Source organism: Pseudanabaena sp. PCC 6802 (assembly GCF_000332175.1).
Lineage (GTDB): Bacteria > Cyanobacteriota > Cyanobacteriia > Pseudanabaenales > Pseudanabaenaceae > PCC-6802.
Window position 1 is genome coordinate 2,403,649 of the sequence record NZ_KB235914.1, and the last position, 18,326, is coordinate 2,421,974.

12 protein-coding genes are annotated in these 18,326 nt (G+C 48.6%); 3 read left to right on the forward strand and 9 right to left on the reverse strand.

The window, feature by feature from the left end; genetic code table 11:
- Positions 1-14: 14 nt before the first annotated feature.
- The 3 genes from PSE6802_RS0116585 to PSE6802_RS0116595 all read right to left on the reverse strand — a co-directional run bounded on the left by PSE6802_RS0116585 (position 15) and on the right by PSE6802_RS0116595 (position 5,367).
- Positions 15-572, reverse strand: a complete 558-nt coding sequence (locus PSE6802_RS0116585; RefSeq protein ID WP_019501166.1) for a Uma2 family endonuclease — start codon at positions 570-572, stop codon at positions 15-17.
- Positions 573-773: 201 nt separating this feature from the next.
- A complete protein-coding gene (locus PSE6802_RS0116590; RefSeq protein ID WP_019501167.1) occupies positions 774-3,998 on the reverse strand; it encodes an efflux RND transporter permease subunit in 3,225 nt (1,074 codons plus the stop codon).
- Between the two features lie 73 nt (positions 3,999-4,071).
- Complete coding sequence (locus PSE6802_RS0116595; RefSeq protein WP_202950707.1) at positions 4,072-5,367, reverse strand: efflux RND transporter periplasmic adaptor subunit; 1,296 nt, start codon at positions 5,365-5,367, stop codon at positions 4,072-4,074.
- A gap of 58 nt (positions 5,368-5,425) precedes the next feature.
- On the opposite strand from PSE6802_RS0116595, the gene PSE6802_RS0116600 reads away from it, so the two are divergent.
- Positions 5,426-5,956: a MarR family winged helix-turn-helix transcriptional regulator gene (locus tag PSE6802_RS0116600; protein ID WP_019501169.1), complete on the forward strand. Its 531-nt coding sequence runs from the start codon at positions 5,426-5,428 to the stop codon at positions 5,954-5,956.
- A 177-nt stretch (positions 5,957-6,133) separates the two neighbouring features.
- Here PSE6802_RS0116600 and PSE6802_RS0116605 read toward each other — a convergent pair whose 3' ends face one another.
- From PSE6802_RS0116605 to PSE6802_RS0116625, 5 genes are all read right to left on the reverse strand, one after another.
- Positions 6,134-8,839, reverse strand: a complete 2,706-nt coding sequence (locus PSE6802_RS0116605) for an MGH1-like glycoside hydrolase domain-containing protein (RefSeq protein WP_019501170.1) — start codon at positions 8,837-8,839, stop codon at positions 6,134-6,136.
- A gap of 80 nt (positions 8,840-8,919) precedes the next feature.
- Positions 8,920-9,099: a hypothetical protein gene (locus tag PSE6802_RS0116610; protein WP_026103349.1), complete on the reverse strand. Its 180-nt coding sequence runs from the start codon at positions 9,097-9,099 to the stop codon at positions 8,920-8,922.
- A 103-nt stretch (positions 9,100-9,202) separates the two neighbouring features.
- Positions 9,203-9,772 (reverse strand): NADPH-dependent FMN reductase, encoded by a 570-nt coding sequence (locus tag PSE6802_RS0116615; RefSeq protein ID WP_019501172.1) that lies wholly within the window; start codon positions 9,770-9,772, stop codon positions 9,203-9,205.
- Between the two features lie 17 nt (positions 9,773-9,789).
- Entirely contained in the window at positions 9,790-10,872 is a 1,083-nt protein-coding gene (locus PSE6802_RS0116620) for a VOC family protein (protein WP_019501173.1), read from the reverse strand.
- A 158-nt stretch (positions 10,873-11,030) separates the two neighbouring features.
- Positions 11,031-11,768 carry a Crp/Fnr family transcriptional regulator gene (locus PSE6802_RS0116625; RefSeq protein WP_019501174.1) on the reverse strand — a complete coding sequence of 246 codons (738 nt, stop codon included), beginning with the start codon at positions 11,766-11,768 and terminating at the stop codon, positions 11,031-11,033.
- A gap of 963 nt (positions 11,769-12,731) precedes the next feature.
- On the opposite strand from PSE6802_RS0116625, the gene PSE6802_RS0116630 reads away from it, so the two are divergent.
- Positions 12,732-13,769, forward strand: a complete 1,038-nt coding sequence (locus PSE6802_RS0116630) for a linear amide C-N hydrolase (protein WP_051050632.1) — start codon at positions 12,732-12,734, stop codon at positions 13,767-13,769.
- A gap of 489 nt (positions 13,770-14,258) precedes the next feature.
- Here the strand turns inward: PSE6802_RS0116630 and PSE6802_RS0116635 are convergent, their stop codons facing one another.
- Positions 14,259-15,134 carry a glycine betaine ABC transporter substrate-binding protein gene (locus tag PSE6802_RS0116635; RefSeq protein ID WP_026103350.1) on the reverse strand — a complete coding sequence of 292 codons (876 nt, stop codon included), beginning with the start codon at positions 15,132-15,134 and terminating at the stop codon, positions 14,259-14,261.
- Between the two features lie 557 nt (positions 15,135-15,691).
- Between PSE6802_RS0116635 and PSE6802_RS0116645 the strand changes: the two genes are divergently transcribed.
- Positions 15,692-18,286 (forward strand): hypothetical protein, encoded by a 2,595-nt coding sequence (locus PSE6802_RS0116645; RefSeq protein WP_019501178.1) that lies wholly within the window; start codon positions 15,692-15,694, stop codon positions 18,284-18,286.
- Positions 18,287-18,326: the final 40 nt, after the last annotated feature.

The window sequence follows — 18,326 nt, forward strand, 5'->3', positions numbered from 1 at the left end:
AAATTGATTTGAATTTACAAACTCAACCAATTAAAGATTTGTCGAGCAGTTAATTCCAATGGGATGTCTTTGAGAATGGGAAGGGAATCGTTATCTTTATATTCTTTAACGCGGCGATCGCTAAATACAACTAAAATGCTTTCGTCTTCTGGATCGAGCAACCAGCCTAGCTCGGTACCTTGCTCTGCACAGTGCAGCAAGTTTGCCAAGACCTTTTTATATTTCTGATCGGGCGAGAGAATTTCAATTGCCCAATCGGGATGAATTTCAAACCGATTAGCAATTCGACCAGACGGCTTACGGGGGATGCGTTCCCAACGGAAGACGGACACATCAGGCACGATCGCCGCACCACCAAAAACACAACGCAGTTCAGGAAAGGCTAACGCTATCTGTGTTGGTTGAGTAACTTGGTTGATATTTTGGCAAAGCGCACCTTGCAGTAGACTGTGTTCTCCTTGGGGCATAGGCTTTTGGTTAATTTGTCCTTGGATAAATTCTGAAGCGGGTTTGGTCTCTGGTAGTTCCAGAAATTCCTCTAGAGTTATCGGTTTTATGTTTGCAACGGTCATAGTTTACCTAACAGTGAAAACCTTCTATGTCAATCTTACTCGCCAGCATAAAAAATCAGGTTATTGGTTTATTTTGCCTGCTTGTTCGCGCTCTTGCTAGACGATCTTTGCAACCAGTCCAGCCTGTTTGCCGATTATAGCCCCTAGCTGCTTCCAGTAAATGAGAGGAGGATGAGAGCAGCATATTTTTTCAATTAAGAATCAGTCTGCAACAGCCACTCTTCGTTTGTTGAACCTGCGCTTCAAAGATTCCATGTTTGTATAAAACACTGGCGTGAGATAGAGGGTAAGGAATTGCGAGAACAGCAATCCTCCTACAACCACTAATCCTAGAGGGCGGCGAGCGTCAGCCCCCGCTCCCAAACCGAGCGCAATTGGCAAAGTCCCCATCAAAGCTGCCATCGTGGTCATCATGATCGGACGAAAGCGCACCAGGCAAGCCTCGTAAATTGCATCTACTGGACTTTTCCCATCATTTCGAGCCGCGATCGCAAAGTCAATCATCATAATTCCATTCTTTTTCACGATGCCGATCAAGAGAATGATGCCGATAAAGGAATAAATATTTAGATCGACATGAAATATCAAGAGAGTTAACAAAGCTCCAAATCCCGCTGAAGGTAAGCTAGAAAGAATAGTGAGGGGATGAATGAAATCTTCGTAAAGAATGCCCAGCACGATATAGATGATGAATATGGCAGCTAGCAGCAGCAAGCCCAGACCCTGTAAAGAATCTTGAAATGCCTGTGCCGATCCTTGAAAACCCGTACTGATATTATCCGGTAAGGTTTGACGGGCAACTTCGGCAATCTTACCCGTGACATCGCCAAGCGAAATGCCAGGTTTTAAATTAAACGAAAGCGTAACTGAGGAGAGTTGGCCCGAATGCGTCACCGTCAGGGGGCCGACACTGCGGGCGATCGCGGCAACGGCATTTAAAGGCACTAATTGTCCGTTAGACGATCGCACCGAGAGCAAATCCAATCCGCTTCGATCCTGTTGATAGGCTGTCTCCACACCCAAGATCACTTGGTATTGACTATCAGGGGCGTAGATCGTAGAAACCTGTCTCGTCCCGTAGGCATAACCCAAAGCTGTCTCAATTTGCGTAGCGGTCAATCCGAAACTGGCTGCTTGCTCGCGATTGATCTGAATGTAAACTTGGGGATTATTAATTTGCAGATCGGTATTGACATCTTGCAGTTCTGGCAATTTTCGCAATTCCGCTTCCAATGCGGGAGCGTATTTTTGCAGTTCTTCGAAGCTAGTACTTTGCAAAGTGTACTGATACTGCGCCTTAGTTTGCTGTCCGCCAATATTAATCGCAGGCGGATTTTGCAGGAAGACTTTCACGCCTGGTACGCGACTCAATTTCGGACGCAGTTCCTGGACGATCTCATCCGCACTGAGCGATCGCTGGTTCCGGGGCTTAAGACTGATAAAGACTCGTCCCGCATTAGCTGAAGAATTCAGCCCACCCGCACCAACAGTAGAATTAGTAGCAGCAACGTTCTCATCCTTGCGGATCATATCGACAATTGCCTGTTGGTGTTTCACCATAGACTCAAAGGATATATCTGGAGCCGCTTGGGTTGTGACGGTAAGATAACCGATGTCCGTGTTAGGAATAAAACCTTTGGGAACGACTACGAATAAAACAATCGTTCCCACTAAAATTGCAGCAGAGAGAGTAGAGGTGATGCGATGGTGCTTAAAAGCCTTTTTCAAACTCCAAGCATAGCCATTTTGCATGCCATTGAAGAGACTCTCCGAGAAATTGTATAAACGAGCTAAAAAGGATGGCGAAGATTTTGGCGGTGGGGGTAGAACTTCATTCCCTTCTGAATCCCGAACAGGATCGCTGGAATTTGTGGCATTTATATGTTCCTGCCCAACTTCACCTGCGGTTACGGGTACTAATTGATATGCTTCTTCTCGATCTTTTGCTTCTACTCGCAGAAACCGCGAGCATAACATCGGCGTCAGGCTAATCGCGATCGCCCCCGAGCAGAGAATGGCAACGCTAATCGTGACGGCAAATTCCTTAAACAGTCTGCCTAAAATACCGCCCATAAACAGAATGGGGATAAAAACTGCAACCAGAGAAATCGTCATTGAGAGAATAGTAAAGCCAATTTCCTGCGAGGCTTTGAGGGCAGCCCGAAAAGGTCTCTCCCCCATTTCCATATAACGCACGATATTCTCTAGCATGACGACGGCATCATCGACGACGAAGCCAACGGAGAGAGTGAGCGCCATCAAGGAAAGATTATCCAAGGAATAGCCCAGTAGCAGCATGATGCCAAAAGTCGCAATCAAGGAAAGCGGTACCGCCAGACTGGGGATGATCGTAGCGGAGAGATTGCGCAAAAATAGGAAAATCACCAGTACGACCAGGAAAATGGTCAATAACAGAGTAAGTTGCACATCATCAATGGATTCCTTAATCGGTTGGGAGCGATCGAAAAGTACTTCCATATTCACCGCCGCCGGAATTTGCTTGCGGAATGCGGGTAGGATTTTGCGAATTCGTTCTACGGTCTCGACGGTATTCGTGCCGGGTTGCTTTTGCACTGCCAACACGATCGCCCGATTGCCGTTAAACCAACTGGCCAACTTATCATTCTCGACGCTATCAATGACTTGTCCCAGTTCCCCTAGCTGTACGGGCGAACCATTGCGATAGGCGACAATCAGGCTACTGTAATCAGCAGCATTATTCAGTTGTCCGTTCGTAGAAATCGTGACGTTCTGTTGTTTGCCAAATAGGTTTCCTGTCGGTAAATTCGAATTGCCCTTGGCGATCGCATCCGCAACTTCATCAATGCCAATCCCTTTAGCACTGAGGGATTGCGGATCGATTAGCGCTCGCACCGCATACTTTTGCGCGCCAAAAACATTAACCTGTGCCACTCCATCGATTGTGGAGATGCGCTGAGCCAATTGAGTTTCCGCATATTTATTTACTTCAGATAGGGGCAGCACCGACGAATTCAGCGACAGATAGAGAATTGGCTGATCGGCGGGATTGACTTTGCGATAGGAAGGCGGCGCGGGCATGGTGGTGGGAAGTTTCCGCGTAGCTGCGGAAATCGCTGACTGCACGTCCTGGGCAGCTCCGTCAATACTGCGACTGAGGTCAAATTGCAGCGTAATTTGCGTACTGCCAAGATTGCTCGTCGAGTTCATGGAAGTAATGCCAGCAATACTCGAAAACTGCTGTTCCAAAGGCGTTGCCACCGAGGCCGCCATGGTTTCTGGACTGGCACCTGGTAAATTTGCCGTCACCTGAATGCTCGGAAAATCTACGTTAGGTAGATCGCTAACCGGCAGCATGCGATAGCTTCCTAGGCCCAAAATTAGCACGCCCATCATCACCAGGACAGTCATAATCGGTCGACGGATAAAGATTTCAGAGAGATTCATAGCAAACCTGTTTGACGAACGATACTTCCGACTTTCATCTTCTCTCCCCGTTTAAATTAGGGGGTGGAATTTTTTATTGCTCCTTCTCTTTCTCTTTCTCTTTCTCTTTCACAAGTGCGCCGGGTGTAAGGTTAAATTGTCCATCTGTAACTACGCGATCGCCTTCCTTTAAGCCCTTTTCGATCGCGATCTCCTCATTCAGACTGGTACCCGTGGTAACAGGTCGCATTTCCACCGTTCGATCGGCCTGGATCGCATAGACAAAGGTGCCTTTTTGACCGGATTGCACGGCAGTTGCAGGCACTACGATCGCATCCTTTTGCTCTGTCAGTTTTAGTTTGACATTCACGAATTGTCCCGGTGTGAGTTGTCTTTTGTGATTGGCAAAACTCGCCCTTAATTTCATCGTGCCTGTGGTGGCATCAACGGTGCTATCCATAAATACCAGTTCGCCCCGTGCTGGTTGACCCGAATCTTGGGGCGCTATTGCCTCTACTCTGAGATTTCCTTGGGCTTGATATTTTTTCAGGTCGGGCAGTAGCCGTTGCGGAATCGAAAATTCCACATAAATCGGCGCAACTTGACTGATTACCACTAAGGGATTGCTATCGTTATCTTTGACCAGATTCCCCCGATCCACATTTAATTTCCCGACGCGACCATCAATCGGAGCGTAGATCGCCGTGTAGGTAAGCTGAACTTTGGCACTTTCGACCGCTGCATCCGCCGAAATCAAAGCTGCTTGGGCAGTTTTAAGATTGGCTTTTGCTGATTCTACCGCCGCGATCGCATTGCCCACATTACCCTGACTGGCGGCTACTGTCGCCTGTTGCGCCTCAGACGTAGAACGAAATTGATCCGCCTGTTCCTGGCTGACTGCACCCTGTGTCACTAAGCTATTGTACCGCTCTGCCTGCTTAACCGAATTCTTTGCCTGGGCGGCGTCTCTGGCAACATTCGCCCGTGCTTGGGTGACTTGCGCTTCTGCCTGTGCTACCTGAGCCTGGGCTTGAGTTACCTGTGCGGCGGCTTTGGCTCGATCCGCGATCGCGCGGGCCAGATTTGCCTCTAACAGGCGCGGATCGATCTCAAACAAGCGATCGCCTTTGGCTACGTCCTGCCCTTCTTTGAAATAAACATTGGTTAATTGCCCCACAACCTGAGATTTAACTGCCACCGTTGCATACGCCTGTACGACACCCGTAGTCTGTACCATAATGGGCATATTCTGACGTTTCGCAGTTGCTGCCACCACAGGAATCGGACGTTTCTCGTCCTTACTTGATTTTGCAGACTGAGCTTGTAAACCAGCACAGGCAGTCAGTGCCAGAACGATCGGTAGTTGCAAATACAAAAAGCGTCTGGACATAGCAAAGAAATACATAGTTAGCTAAACTAACGATTAGTTTTACATCAATTCTAACTACATGACAAATTCTGCGGCCAAACGAGATCGAAAAAATAGTCCTCCAGTTGTTACCACAGCTGTAGAACCGGAAGCAAACAAATTCAGCAACGGTATCCCCTCCGCAGAACAATGCGCTGCCGAACTTATGGAAGCAATGCCAGCCATCATGCAATTCATCCGCACAGAAATGCGCAGCCAGCGCGAAAACAATCTCTCCATACCGCAGTTTCGCGTTTTAGCATTTTTAAGCCGCCAACCCGGTGCTTCACTATCAGAAGTCGCCGATCACCTGGGCGTAACTCGTGCTACCGCTTCCACCATGACCGATCGCCTGGTCAAGCACGGTTACGTAGACCGCAGCGATAATCCTCAAGAACGCCGCCACATCAACCTGAAATTGACGGAATCAGGCAGCGATCGCTTACAAGAGGCTAGAGAAGCAGTCCGCGCTAAAATTGCTAACTTGTTCGGCGACCTCACAACCGAACAATTAACAACTATATTCAGTGGGCTAACGATGCTGCATCAGAAGTTCAAAACTATCCACTAGATTGCAGCGATTTGAGATTATCCGCACGCCAACTTGCCATCATCAGCAATTTTGGGTCGCTAATTTTCGACCCACCTTATACCAATTCCCTAAAGTAAATTTACAGATTACTGGAGGGGCGAACGGCCGTTCGCCCGTACATAGGTTCATGTGTAGTTCAATTTTGAAGAATTGGTATTAAATCGCAATAGAAGTGAGTTTTTCCGATTTACCGTGCATGCAATACTCGCCCGCCTGCAGGATCAGCTTCGCAACCAAACCCGTCCAACCCGTCTGATGGCTGGCTCCAATCCCAACGCCATTATCGCCGTGAAAATACTCGTAGAATAATATTAAATCTTGCCAGTGCGGATCGGTTTGGAACTTGCTTCGTCCTCCATAAACAGGGCGATCGCCAGCTTCATTCTTGAAGAAAATAAAACTCAGACGGCGAGAGAGTTCTAGTGCTACTTCCCAAAGTGTCATCATCTGCCCCGATCCAGTCGGACATTCCACTTTAAAGTCATCACCATAGTAGTGATGAAACTTTTGCAGAGACTCAATAATCAAATAATTGACGGGCATCCACACGGGACCGCGCCAGTTGGAATTTCCACCAAATAGACCACTGCTGGACTCTGCGGGTTCATAATCAACACGGTGGCGATCTCCATTCACCTCAAAGATATAGGGATTGTCACGATGGCACTTAGAGAGGGCGCGAATGCCAAACTCTCCTAAAAATTCCGACTCATTCAGCATTTTCTCCAGGATGCGTCGCAGCTTGTCGCGATCGCAAATGGCCAGCAGTCGTCTAGCTCCTACACCGCACTCTTCCAGGCAAGCAATATTATGGGCTAGGTGCGGACGATTCTGGATGAACCATTCTACTCTTTGTTTAAATCCAGGCAACTTATCCAGAATCTCTGGTTCCAACGTTTCCACGGCAAACAAAGGAATTAAGCCAACCATCGATCGCACTTTTAGTTTTAACTGCTCGCCATGCGGTAGGTGCAGTACGTCGTAATAAAATCCTTCCGCATCATCCCATAATTCAGTACTTTCAGAACCCACTTTATTCATGGCATCGGCGATGTAGAGGAAGTGCTCGAAGAATTTTGTGGCAATATCTTCATACACAGGATTCTCTTTAGCTAACTCCAGGGCGATCGTCAGCAGGTTCAGGCAATACATCCCCATCCAGCTCGTGCCGTCCGCCTGTTCGATATATCCGCCCGTCGGCAATTCGGCGCTGCGATCGAATACGCCAATATTATCCAATCCCAGGAAACCTCCCTCAAACACGTTCTTGCCATCTCTATCCTTGCGGTTTACCCACCAGGTAAAGTTGAGCAAAAGCTTCTGAAACACGCGTTCGAGGAAAGCGCGATCGCTGCGACCATACATCTTCTGTTCGATTTTGTAGACTCGCCAGGTTGCCCACGCATGCACCGGTGGATTGACATCGCCAAACGCCCACTCGTAGGCGGGTATTTGACCGTTAGGGTGCATGTACCACTCGCGCGTAATCAGATCGAGTTGGCTCTTGGCAAAATCCGGATCGATCGCCGCCAGCGGAATGGCATGAAAGGCCAGATCCCAAGCCGCAAACCAGGGATATTCCCATTTATCGGGCATAGATAGAATGTCTTCGGTTTCCAAATGGAACCACTGTGAGTTTCTGCCGTGCTTGCGATCGCTCGGAGGTGGTAGAGATCCTGGATCGCCTTTCAGCCATGCATCCACGCAGAAGTTGTAGTACTGCTTGCTCCATAACATCCCCGCAAACGCCTGCCGCTGCACGTTCTGGATATCTTCGCTCAACGAGGAGGGAGAGATGCGTTGATAAAATTCATTGGCTTCCTGTTGGCGCGCGCGCATAATGCGGTCGAATTCGCGATCTCCTGCTGTCGAGGGAGATGGAGGAATTCTGTTCAACCGTAATTCAACAACTTGAGTTTCGCCTGCACCCACCACCAGTTCGTAATGCGCCGCTGCTTTCGTACCGCACCGATTCGGATTGACCGCTTCCTTCACACCGCGCACGATATAGTCATTAATGCCATCTTTGACGTAGGTTGAAGCATTGGGAGTGTCGAATAATTTGCGATTGTTCGTTTCATTCTCTACAAACAACAACTCGTCAGCCCCTTGACAGTAGAGCCACATCGTACCCAGATCGATATGATTGGCAGCAATCGCGCTCGATCGACTGTTCGCATCAATTGCTTGTAATAAAGGCTTGCCCTTTTTCCCATTCCCATCCCAAGACCAGGTATTGCGGAACCAAAGCGTAGGTAATAAGTGCAGCGCTTTCGCTTCCGAGCCGCGATTGGCAACGCTAACCTGAATCAACATATCTTCCGGTGAATGCTTGGCATACTCAACCGTAACATCAAAGTAGCGATCGCCCTCGAAGACACCCGTATCCAGTAACTCGAATTCCGGTTCCCTCCGATTCCTGCGTTTGTTCTCTTCGACTAGTTGCGCGTAGGGAAAAGCAGCATGAGGATATTTATAGAGATACTTCATATAGGAATGGGTGGGCGTATTATCTAGATAAAAGTAATACTCCTTGACATCTTCACCGTGATTGCCCTCAGAGCCAGTCAAGCCAAATAGCCTTTCCTTGAGGATGGGATCGGCTCCATTCCAGAGAGCGATCGCAAAGCAGAGTTGTTGGCGATCGTCGGAAATACCGGCGATACCGTCTTCGCCCCAGCGATAGGCGCGCGATCGAGCCTGGTCGTGGGAAAAGTAGTCCCAAGCCGTACCATTGGTACTGTAATCTTCGCGTACCGTTCCCCATTGACGCTCGCTGAGATACGATCCCCACTTGCGCCAGGGAATCCCCTTTTCTCTAATTTCGGCTAGCCTGATTTCTTCCGCTGTCATCGCAACCATAATCTTTTATCTCTTAATTAAAAAATCTATTTAATTAGGGGCGAATGGCCATTCGCCCCTACGATGAAATTCAAATTATTCTACGCCGATCGCACTTCCGTATTGCCACAGCCAGGACAAAAATGGACTTGCATAATATTTGCCAACTCGATATCTGCATCTACTTGCTGACTAGATGATTCGGTACGGCGATCGGGTTTATCAGCGTGATGATTCATCAATGTGTTGCATTTTGGGCATGCGATCTTCGCTTTTGACATGATTCTCTCCTTGGGATTATTTAATTTGGCGATCGTGCAGGGGAGGGCAGACCTACGTGTCTGTCCCTACGTTGTGATTATGGTTGGACACATAGATTTGTCCCTACGACAATTCAATATTCTCTCGTCCGTATCGTAAAACTTTGGCCATCCAAATCAACTCTTTTAAAAACTTATCTATCCGTCTGATGTAGGCTTCGTCCAGGAGATTGCCAGCTTCATCAAAGATTTTATGGACGCTGGAGAAGTTGCCATCCCAAAAGATGTTGACCAATCCTAGTTCTCGCATCACTGGCAAGAGATTTTGGATGACGCGAGTGCCGCCAAACGAACCAGCCGATACACCACAAATTCCCACAGCCTTATGAATATATTCCTTCAAGTTGGTATCAAGGATGTGTTTGAGCATGCCTGGATAACCGTGATTGTATTCGGGCGTGACAATTACAATTCCATCTGCTCGCATCATAGTTGCCGAGAATTCCGCATCTTTGATATCTTCACCCTCATCATCGATTGGGAAGGATAGCTTGCGAATATCGATCAGCTCTGTCTCAACACCGTCTTGCTTGTCTACCTCTTGCAGTACGAATTTAGCAACGTGTTCGCTCATGCGTCCCTGGCGAGGAGTTCCGAGTATCACTGGCAGAAACAACGGTCGATTTGTATTCATGGGATATGTCCTTAAAGCTACTGTTCTACTATTCGTATAGCATGACCGTCTGGATCGCGGACGATGAAGCCACGCTGGAATCCTAACGTTTTCCCTGGTAGCTCTACGACACTGGGAGAAATGAATGCGGTATTGGCGGCGCGCAGTTTTTTCGCGATCGCTGCTGCATCTTTCACGATCAGCGTGGTTTGCCAGTGGAATAAATCGTTCGGACGTGCATCGAGCGGTAGCGGCCTGCCATCGCGGGGCGTGAGGTAATCGAGAAATTCCACTCCCAGCCCTGTAGGTGCTCTCAAACCACTGATGCGCAGCTTGGCACCAAACACGTTATTGAGGTGTTCCTGTTCCGTGCCAAAATTTTCACTCTCGCCAGCTAATCTCATGCCCAATAAATCTCGGTAGAATCTCAAGCTTGTACCTGTATTCGCTACCACGATCGCGGTATGGTCTATGCCTAGAAATAATCGCTCGCTTGCCTGTTGCCATTTGGGATCGCCTTTACCAGGAGGAAAGTAGATAATCTCCAGGTTGTGCCCGTCCGGGTCTTTGAAATAAAAAGCGCGAATGCCTGCTGCTACTGCATTTGAGTTGGGAATCGTCTGCGGGGCGGTTGAGGAGTGTTGCACCTTAAAGCGGCGCAGGTGCTGGTAGGCTTTGTCCATATCGCTAACTACAATTGCCATATGCTGAAACCAGCGATCGTGACTGCGCGAGTCAATTGGTATGGGGTTACCCTTGGGCGTGAGATATTCTGTGAGTTCGATAAACTCATCGCCTAGCTGCATCCGCACCACACGCATTCTAATTCCAAATAATCCTTGTAAGTGTTCGTATTCGTTACCCCAAACTTCGACATCTGAGATTTTGCGAAACGCTAGAACCTGGGAGTAGAACTCTACAGCTTTATCCATATCAGATACAGTGATACCCACAGAATCCACGGCGGTTACGGTAGAAGGTGCTTGCTGGCTAGTGTTGGCAACTATTGCCGCTTTTGCGGTCACCTCCGCTGGCGACGGGGGCGGCAAGTTAACTATGCCATTAATGGCAACAAGTAGCCCTGTGGCAAGTAGCGTTCTGGTAATTGGGAACGGCTTCATAAATCTGGCTGCGAGGTAGAGTCTTAAACTAATAGCCAATTATGCGATCGCTATAATAAAGTAGGGCTGAATTCCAGATGAGAAATTGATGAGTGCAATAAAACTTAAGACTAGTACAAACTACCTTACAACTCGAAAGACAACCGATGGAGTTTTTATTAAGTTGATTCGCGATCGCTTAGTTCCAACATATCGCTCAGGCTTTGCAGGCGATCGCGATCCAGTAGTTCAATTTGCGCCCCATGTACTGCAATTAACCCTTCACTCGTAAGGCGATAGAATGCTCTAGAGAGAGTGGCTGGAATTGTGCCTAAAGTTGCAGCTAGCTGGCTTTTGGTCAGGTCTAGGGTTACTATATTATTACCAGAGTTTGCGCGATCGCGTTGTATTCCAGAGTATGAATCGCTCAGTTTCAGTAGATATGAGGCTAGGCGTTGCGGTACATCCTTAAAGGACAAATCTTCTACCAGATCCGTTAAATGTCGCAAATGCTGTGAAAGACTAATCAGCATATTAATCGCGATATCAGGGTATTGATGCAGTACATCCAGGAACGATCTGCGCGGGAACAAAATCAGTTCTGTTGGTTCTAGAGCAGATGCTGATGCTGGAAAACGTCTGCCATCTAACGCTGGTACTTCTGCAAAGTTTTCTCCTGGCTCAAAGATGCGCAGAATTTGCTCTTTACCGTTGGGTGCAGTCTTAAAAATTTTAACTCGCCCCATTTTGATGATGAAAAAGCCCGTAGCTTCGCTATCCTGCATAAAGACAATTTCTCCCTTTTGGAATCGTTGCAGTTGGGCAATTTGCGCTACGGATCCGAGTTGTTCCAAGGATAATCCTCGAAACATCAGCGTTGTCTGCAACCAGTCTCTTAAAGCGGATTCGATCGACATTTGCCCCAGCTTGAATGAAGAAATCTACTGTTTTATAGCGGTTTTTACTTGAAAACGGGTTTTATTTTTGGGGTGGAGGGGTTCCACACGGCAGTGGTTCTAGCGGGGAACCCCCAAGACCGTCCTGCCTCCCCTTCTTGGGGGCATTGCCCCCAGCCCCCTCTACTCACCTCCAATCTAAAAACCGCTATAATTTGCTTTCTTGGCTCAGAGCTAAAGTTGGCTGCAGCAGCCTGAACCAAGGCTGCGATCGCGATATTTCAACAGGTTTAAGCTTCTACCTGCTATCGATCGCAAAGCTTTTGGGTAAGTTCTACTCCAAAGTATGCCAGTGTATCGTAGCATTTATGCAATCCAGATCTAACTTCTGTCAAGGGCCTCCTAGAAGTTTGTCCGATTCGCGCCTGAGTAATTCATTGATGACTTTTCGACCGTTTTTATAACTTTCCAATCGGAGCGTATTCGAGTCTGAATATCGGAAAGTGACGATATAGATGATATGGTAATATCCCAAATCTGTGGGCTGACATTATGAAATTAATGAGGGCAAGACTTGCAAAGAAACAGTAACCACAGATTCAGCGCACTACCCCGAATCCATAATTGTACAATCTGGTTGATACTGACTGTCGAGAGTTCGTCGGCTAAAATGCAAAGTTTTTCTGCGGCGGGTGAGGGCTACCGTTAGCTGATTGTCAGAGCCAAGCCAGTACCAATTTTGATTTATTCTAAAAGACAGAACGTTTTGCACGATCGAGGTCTGATTTTGATTTATTCTAAAAGACAGAACGTTTTGCACGATCGAGGTCTGAAACTATTGGTGCTATAGCCGATACTGGGAAGATCGTACATCGTGTCAAGTCTACCAAAATTTGCCCTTGTGCTTACAGCTACTCTTATCCTTCTGGTCACTAACTGAGGAGTTGCATGATGAAAGTAACAACTAAGACTATTCGCGGAGCCATGTGTGGCGCACTGGTTGCTGCGATGTTTGAATTTACTCTATGGCAGCCTATCGCCAATGCCTGTACTCGCATCCTATGGAACAATAACAAACTGACGGTTGTAGTTGGACGGACAATGGATTGGCCAGAATCTACCGAGCCAATCCTCACTGTTTTTCCACGGGGGATGAACCGGAATGGCGGACTTCTCGGACCAAGTGTGGTCGTTAAAGAGAATCCAGCCCGGTGGACCTCAAAATACGCTAGTCTCGTGACCACAATCTATGGTGTTGGCACTGCCGACGGCTTCAACGAAAAAGGTGTGGGAGCGCATATGCTTTTCCTGACTGCAACTGATTTTGGGGCACGAGATCGCAATCTGCCCGGCGTACAGGCTGGACTTTGGGCACAGTATGTTTTAGATAACGCTGCTAGCGTCGAAGAAGCCCTGGAACTGCTCAAAGCGATTCAACCGATCTTGGTCGAATATAAGGGGCATAAGTCAACGGTGCATCTGTCGATCGAGGATGCGAATGGAGACTCGGCAATTATTGAGTACATCAATGGGAAAATGTTGGTTCATCACGGTCGCCAGCACCGCATCATGACGAACGACCCACCCTTTGACAAACAGTTAGCACTTCTAAAACAGTGGGATTTTACGAATGCTACTCGCGCAACTCCTCTGCCGGGTAACGTTTCCCCAACCGATCGCTTTGTCCGAGCTACCTTTTTTCAAAAGATGCTACCCGAACCCAAAAACGACCGGGAAGCGATCGCGGGCATCCTCGCAGTCGCGCGTAATGTTTCTGTTCCTTTCGGTGCGCCTAACTACGCTCCTGGCACTTTGTATAACACCGAATACCGAACCGCAATCGATCTCATCAATCGGCGTTATTTCTTTGAGTTGACCACCAGCCCCAACGTGGTTTGGGTGGATCTCAAGACGTTCGATCTAAACCCCGGCGCATCGGTGATGGTTCTCGACCCAGATAATATTGATTTGTCGGGCAACGTTACAGCAAAGTTCCAGAAGGCTGCAAGAGCGCCATTCTGAAGGAATCTAAGTTCCTTTACCTTAGATATTCCTACGATCGGATCGCTCGTATAGCGTTTTTCAATTGAGAACAGGTTTTATTGATGGGGTGAAGGGGGGAACACGGCAGTGGCTCTAGCGGGGAACCCCCAAGACCGCCCTGCCTCCCCTTCTTGGGGGCAACGCCCCCAAACCCCCTTCTCGTTTTCATCTGAAAACCGCTATAGGTTGGGTTGACGCAGGAAACCCAACCACCTTTCATCTGAATAATTCCGCCACTTCAGCGAGATTGCTGGCTAACCTTTGCATGCACCGAACGGATTGGCAATTCTGACTCGGTTTCAAACGGAGCTGCCGCTGATGGTACTGGCTGTTATGCTGCCAAACTAATTCTTCAGCGAACACATGATATAGCGGTTTTCACTTGAGAACGGGTTTTTATGAGAGAGGAATACAGTAAGGTTGAAGGCAATCTCGTTGTTAGTGATGTAGTTGCTATAGTTGGAGACTTTATAAATTACGCGATCGCCGAAATTCTCGCACTACTTCCTTTGCATCGCGCTTTTCACCATCCACCATGAAATTGAGGCGGCGCATATCTGATTCCGATATCTTGCCTTCTAAGCTCTGTAATACTTTATTCAATTCTGGATGCTTTTCTAAGGTAGCTTTACGCACGATGATAGTAGCGTCATATGGTGGGAAGTAGTTCTTATCATCTTTGAGAACAAAGAGATTTAAGCTAGAAATTAAGCCAGCCGTGGAATCACCGGCAATCAGGTCTACCTGTTTATCCGCGATCGCTCTATAAGTTAATCCCAAGTCCATCGATCTCGGTGGCTCGGCAAACTTGAGGCCGTAGGTTTTCGCTAGTCCTTCAAAGCCATCGGCTCTTTGCGTAAATTCATAGCCGAAACCTGCTCTCCATTTAGAGGTATATTTGGCAGCATCGGAAATCGTTGTAATCCCTAACTGTTGGGCATCCTGCTGCCTAATAATAATCGCAAACGTGTTATTAAATCCGAGAGGTGCGGTGACGCTCAGTCCAAATTGGTCGGCATAGGCTTGCTTCACCTTTTGGAATACGACTTTAGAATCTTTAATGGGTTGGTTTTTGAGAATAGCGGTAAATGCCGTGCCCGTGTACTCGGGATAGATATCGATTTCACCTGCAATGATACCCTGATGGCAGATAAACGTTCCTCCCAGATTGAGACGGCGCTCCACCTTCAAATTCGTTTTTGCCTCAACCTGTTGCGCTAGCAGTTCGCCTAATATCACCTGTTCGGTAAAGTTTTTGGAAGCGATCGCAATCCGTCGCTCCTGGTTATTACTACATCCAACTAATGTTGCAGCTACCAGGAAAATGGCACAAACTTGCTTAATCATGAGAAGCTTCCCAAAAACTCTAATCAATCGTATAGCAGCAGACAAATCGGTTATTACAGGGGGTGTGGGGGCTGCGCCCCCACGCAGGGGATCCACCCTTGCACCCCGTACTAAGCCTATTGGCTATAGCTATATTTTATAGCGGTTTTCAGATCGGAAAGAGCAGGGGGTTTGGGGGCGTTGCCCCCAAGAAGGGGTGGAACCCCTGCACCCCGTCAATAAAACCCGTTTTCAAGTGAAAACCGCTATAGTAGCTGTCAGCTATCAGCAGTTGGCTAAATATTGTTAGGTCTAATCCCATGAACCCAACTGCTAATTCGCTGAGGTTGACGGTCTTGACTCGAAATAGGGCAATTAAAAATAAGGTGAGAATTCGATCTATGCAGGGAAATACGAACTGCGCGATCGCCCCCTGCTCCCGATGATGTTGATGTTTGCTTTCAGGCAGTATCGCCGTGACTAAGATTAAAGTTCAAATCGCGATCGCCTCTTGGGAAGAGGTGGGTAAAATCGCAACATAGTTTCACCTGCAAGCTACCCCCAGAGAAGAACTTATGAATGCGATCGCCCCATCGGATCGGGACAGGCTGGACGCACACCTTGCCTCAGTCGATATTCCTGCCGTTTTTGCCCTGCTGCAAACCTATCCAGACCTGCGCCACACCGACCTGCCTGGTGTCGATAAGGCTACCTTGAAGGCGATCGCAGCTAAGCCTCAAGCTGTCAGGCAGATGGCATTGGGGTTTGCTTCAACTTCGCCATCAATCCGCCGATTCTGTAAGAAATATTTCCCCAAATTAGGCGCATTGGCTGCTACAGATCTGCTCTATCTCTTTATCGAGAGCCTCGATCCCCTGCGTCCCGTCGCCAGCAACGCAGATGGCTTGCTGGGAAGTTGCGGCGGCTATGCCAGTCCCCTAGGACAAGCTATTCGCGAGGCAAATATAAGTATGGAGATCCGCCGCCCTGAAATTGAGGTGTATTCCGATGCATCGCGCTTGGCGCGGGAAGTACTCGATCCTTTGCCATCCGCCCTTGCTGCCACTGATTTCGCGACCGTTCTCCTTGCCGTCGAGTATTACTTTGGCTTGGGAGTCTTTTACTCATTTACCCCTAACGATTACAAATCGCCGATAGCAAAGCAAAGCGAAGAACTGTTAGCAGGAATTTCCTACCACCTTACCGGCGCGTTCAAAGAAGTGCTGCGATCGCGCGCGCAAAAAGGGGATGCCAAACTATACGATGCGATGCGAGCCTGGATTTGCTACGAACCTCTCCTGGAACAGGAATGCTGGCAGGGGACTGCCATAGAATGCGTGCGTACCAGGTTTTTCCGCTTGCGTCGGAAGGATGTGGCCAGCATGAACCTGCACTGGTCTGCTGCCGACAATTTCGCCGCTTTTCCGCAGGAGCAACGCACTGCTCTCTATCTGCTTCTGCGAGATAGTTTATCCCGGTTGAGCGATCGCGATGCTGGCATGATGCGCTCCTACAGCCTGCGCTACTATCAGGAACGCTTTCCCGACGAAGCCAACCAAGCAGAGCAAATGGCGCTTCTAGGAACCCCTGCACCAACAAAAGCCGCAGCTATCCCCACAAAATTCCAACCAGAAACAGCACGAACTTTCTCTCCTAGCACTACAAAAAGCTTTCCTTCGTTTGCCGTCGATCGCGAGGATGCCCTGCACTATCTACTGGCGATCGCCAATTTGATGAAACTACACGGAGTAGCAAAGGCAATCCACGAACAGGATCTCGGCAATATGTGGAAAGAAGATTTCCCGCCGCCCAGCAGCGATCTACTCGTGCAACGAGACGAACAATTACTGCAAGAGATACGTCAACTTGTCAAAGAGCGAGGGCGCAGAATTTCGATCGCAGCGATCGAGCGTACCGACTTCGGCGAGCGATTTTTAGATTTGCTACAGCGCGCCACGGCTCTGCCAATCGCCCGCTACGAAAATGCCAAAGAGCGAGGAGAACTCGATCGCGATGAAAGTCAGCAAGAGCTTTACCTCTGTGCTAATTGGTTGATGCAGGCAGCATTAACCTTCTTGCCCGATCCGTCATTCCAACAGTGGTTGGAAATATGGCGCGATCGCATCGTGCCATTATCCCCCTTTGCCAGCTATTCTACCTTCGGCAGATACGACTCCCTACCCCAACTGATCGAAGCACGATTCCCCGACGAAGCTCCCTTTTTACTATTGGAGTTACAAGCAGAAACAAAATGGCCGAATTGCGATGCGGATTGGCAGCGCCGCCTCGCCCAAGCCTACGCACAGGGCGGAGATCGCGGCAGGCAAACCGTACGGAAAAATCTCGCTGGCGTTTCTCTCTTATCGAACGAACACTACCGTAGGAGCGATTGGCACGCACCTTACCAGTGGTTGATTTCGCAGTGGTGGGAACGACGGGATAGCGAACTGCTAGCAATTGCCTGCGATCGCTGTGCCATTCCCATGTATTGGAAAGGAGAGAAAGCCTACAGCCCGATTGTGAAGCAGTATCGCGACGATCGCGGCTACGCTGCCCGTACCTACGAATCCAGCGATGGCGCGATCGCCGTGCGAGACATTTGCATGCTGGTACGCGATCTGCAACCTGACTTCTTAGCGGGCATTGTGCGGAACACCCTGCAATTAGCAGGGGATGAGCGAGCTGCCTGCACGCTACTAACCTGTTTTGCCACGATAGGCAGTGACTTAACTCCATTCCGTGCCTGTACGTCTGGTTTGTTGGAATTGCTGGAATCGCCCCATAATTACGCGATCGCGGCGGGCTTAGAGATTTTCTCAATGCGCTGGGAACTGGCAAAAGACAATCTCTCGGATCTTCTCCTCGCTGCCGATCGCGCCCTAGCTTCAACTTCTACGGGGATTGCTAAGCAGGCGATAGAATGTTTGGGACAACTGGCGATCGCCTATCCCGAAGCGAGGGAACAGGCGATGGCGAGTCTAGAAAATGCCCTGTATGGCGAGACTAAATCCATTCTAGAAGAAACGCTAAAAACTTGGAAGAAATTTCTTGCGAAAGTGAAGAGTGCGGCATTCCCAGAGGCAGCGATCGCGCGCTTGCAGGAATTGGAGCGCAGCGATCCGAAGCTTTACGGCAAACTCGTACAGCCGCTGATAGCCAACAGCAAATAGAACGCGTAATATATACTTAATCGCTACGGAGTACTCCTAA

Coding starts and splice junctions, on each gene's coding strand:
- PSE6802_RS0116585 (WP_019501166.1), bottom strand. CDS start 572: ATGACCGTTGCAAACATAAAACCGATAACTCTAGAGGAATTTCTGGAA.
- PSE6802_RS0116590 (WP_019501167.1), bottom strand. CDS start 3,998: ATGAATCTCTCTGAAATCTTTATCCGTCGACCGATTATGACTGTCCTG.
- PSE6802_RS0116595 (WP_202950707.1), bottom strand. CDS start 5,367: ATGTCCAGACGCTTTTTGTATTTGCAACTACCGATCGTTCTGGCACTG.
- PSE6802_RS0116600 (WP_019501169.1), top strand. CDS start 5,426: ATGACAAATTCTGCGGCCAAACGAGATCGAAAAAATAGTCCTCCAGTT.
- PSE6802_RS0116605 (WP_019501170.1), bottom strand. CDS start 8,839: ATGGTTGCGATGACAGCGGAAGAAATCAGGCTAGCCGAAATTAGAGAA.
- PSE6802_RS0116610 (WP_026103349.1), bottom strand. CDS start 9,099: ATGTCAAAAGCGAAGATCGCATGCCCAAAATGCAACACATTGATGAAT.
- PSE6802_RS0116615 (WP_019501172.1), bottom strand. CDS start 9,772: ATGAATACAAATCGACCGTTGTTTCTGCCAGTGATACTCGGAACTCCT.
- PSE6802_RS0116620 (WP_019501173.1), bottom strand. CDS start 10,872: ATGAAGCCGTTCCCAATTACCAGAACGCTACTTGCCACAGGGCTACTT.
- PSE6802_RS0116625 (WP_019501174.1), bottom strand. CDS start 11,768: ATGTCGATCGAATCCGCTTTAAGAGACTGGTTGCAGACAACGCTGATG.
- PSE6802_RS0116630 (WP_051050632.1), top strand. CDS start 12,732: ATGTGTGGCGCACTGGTTGCTGCGATGTTTGAATTTACTCTATGGCAG.
- PSE6802_RS0116645 (WP_019501178.1), top strand. CDS start 15,692: ATGAATGCGATCGCCCCATCGGATCGGGACAGGCTGGACGCACACCTT.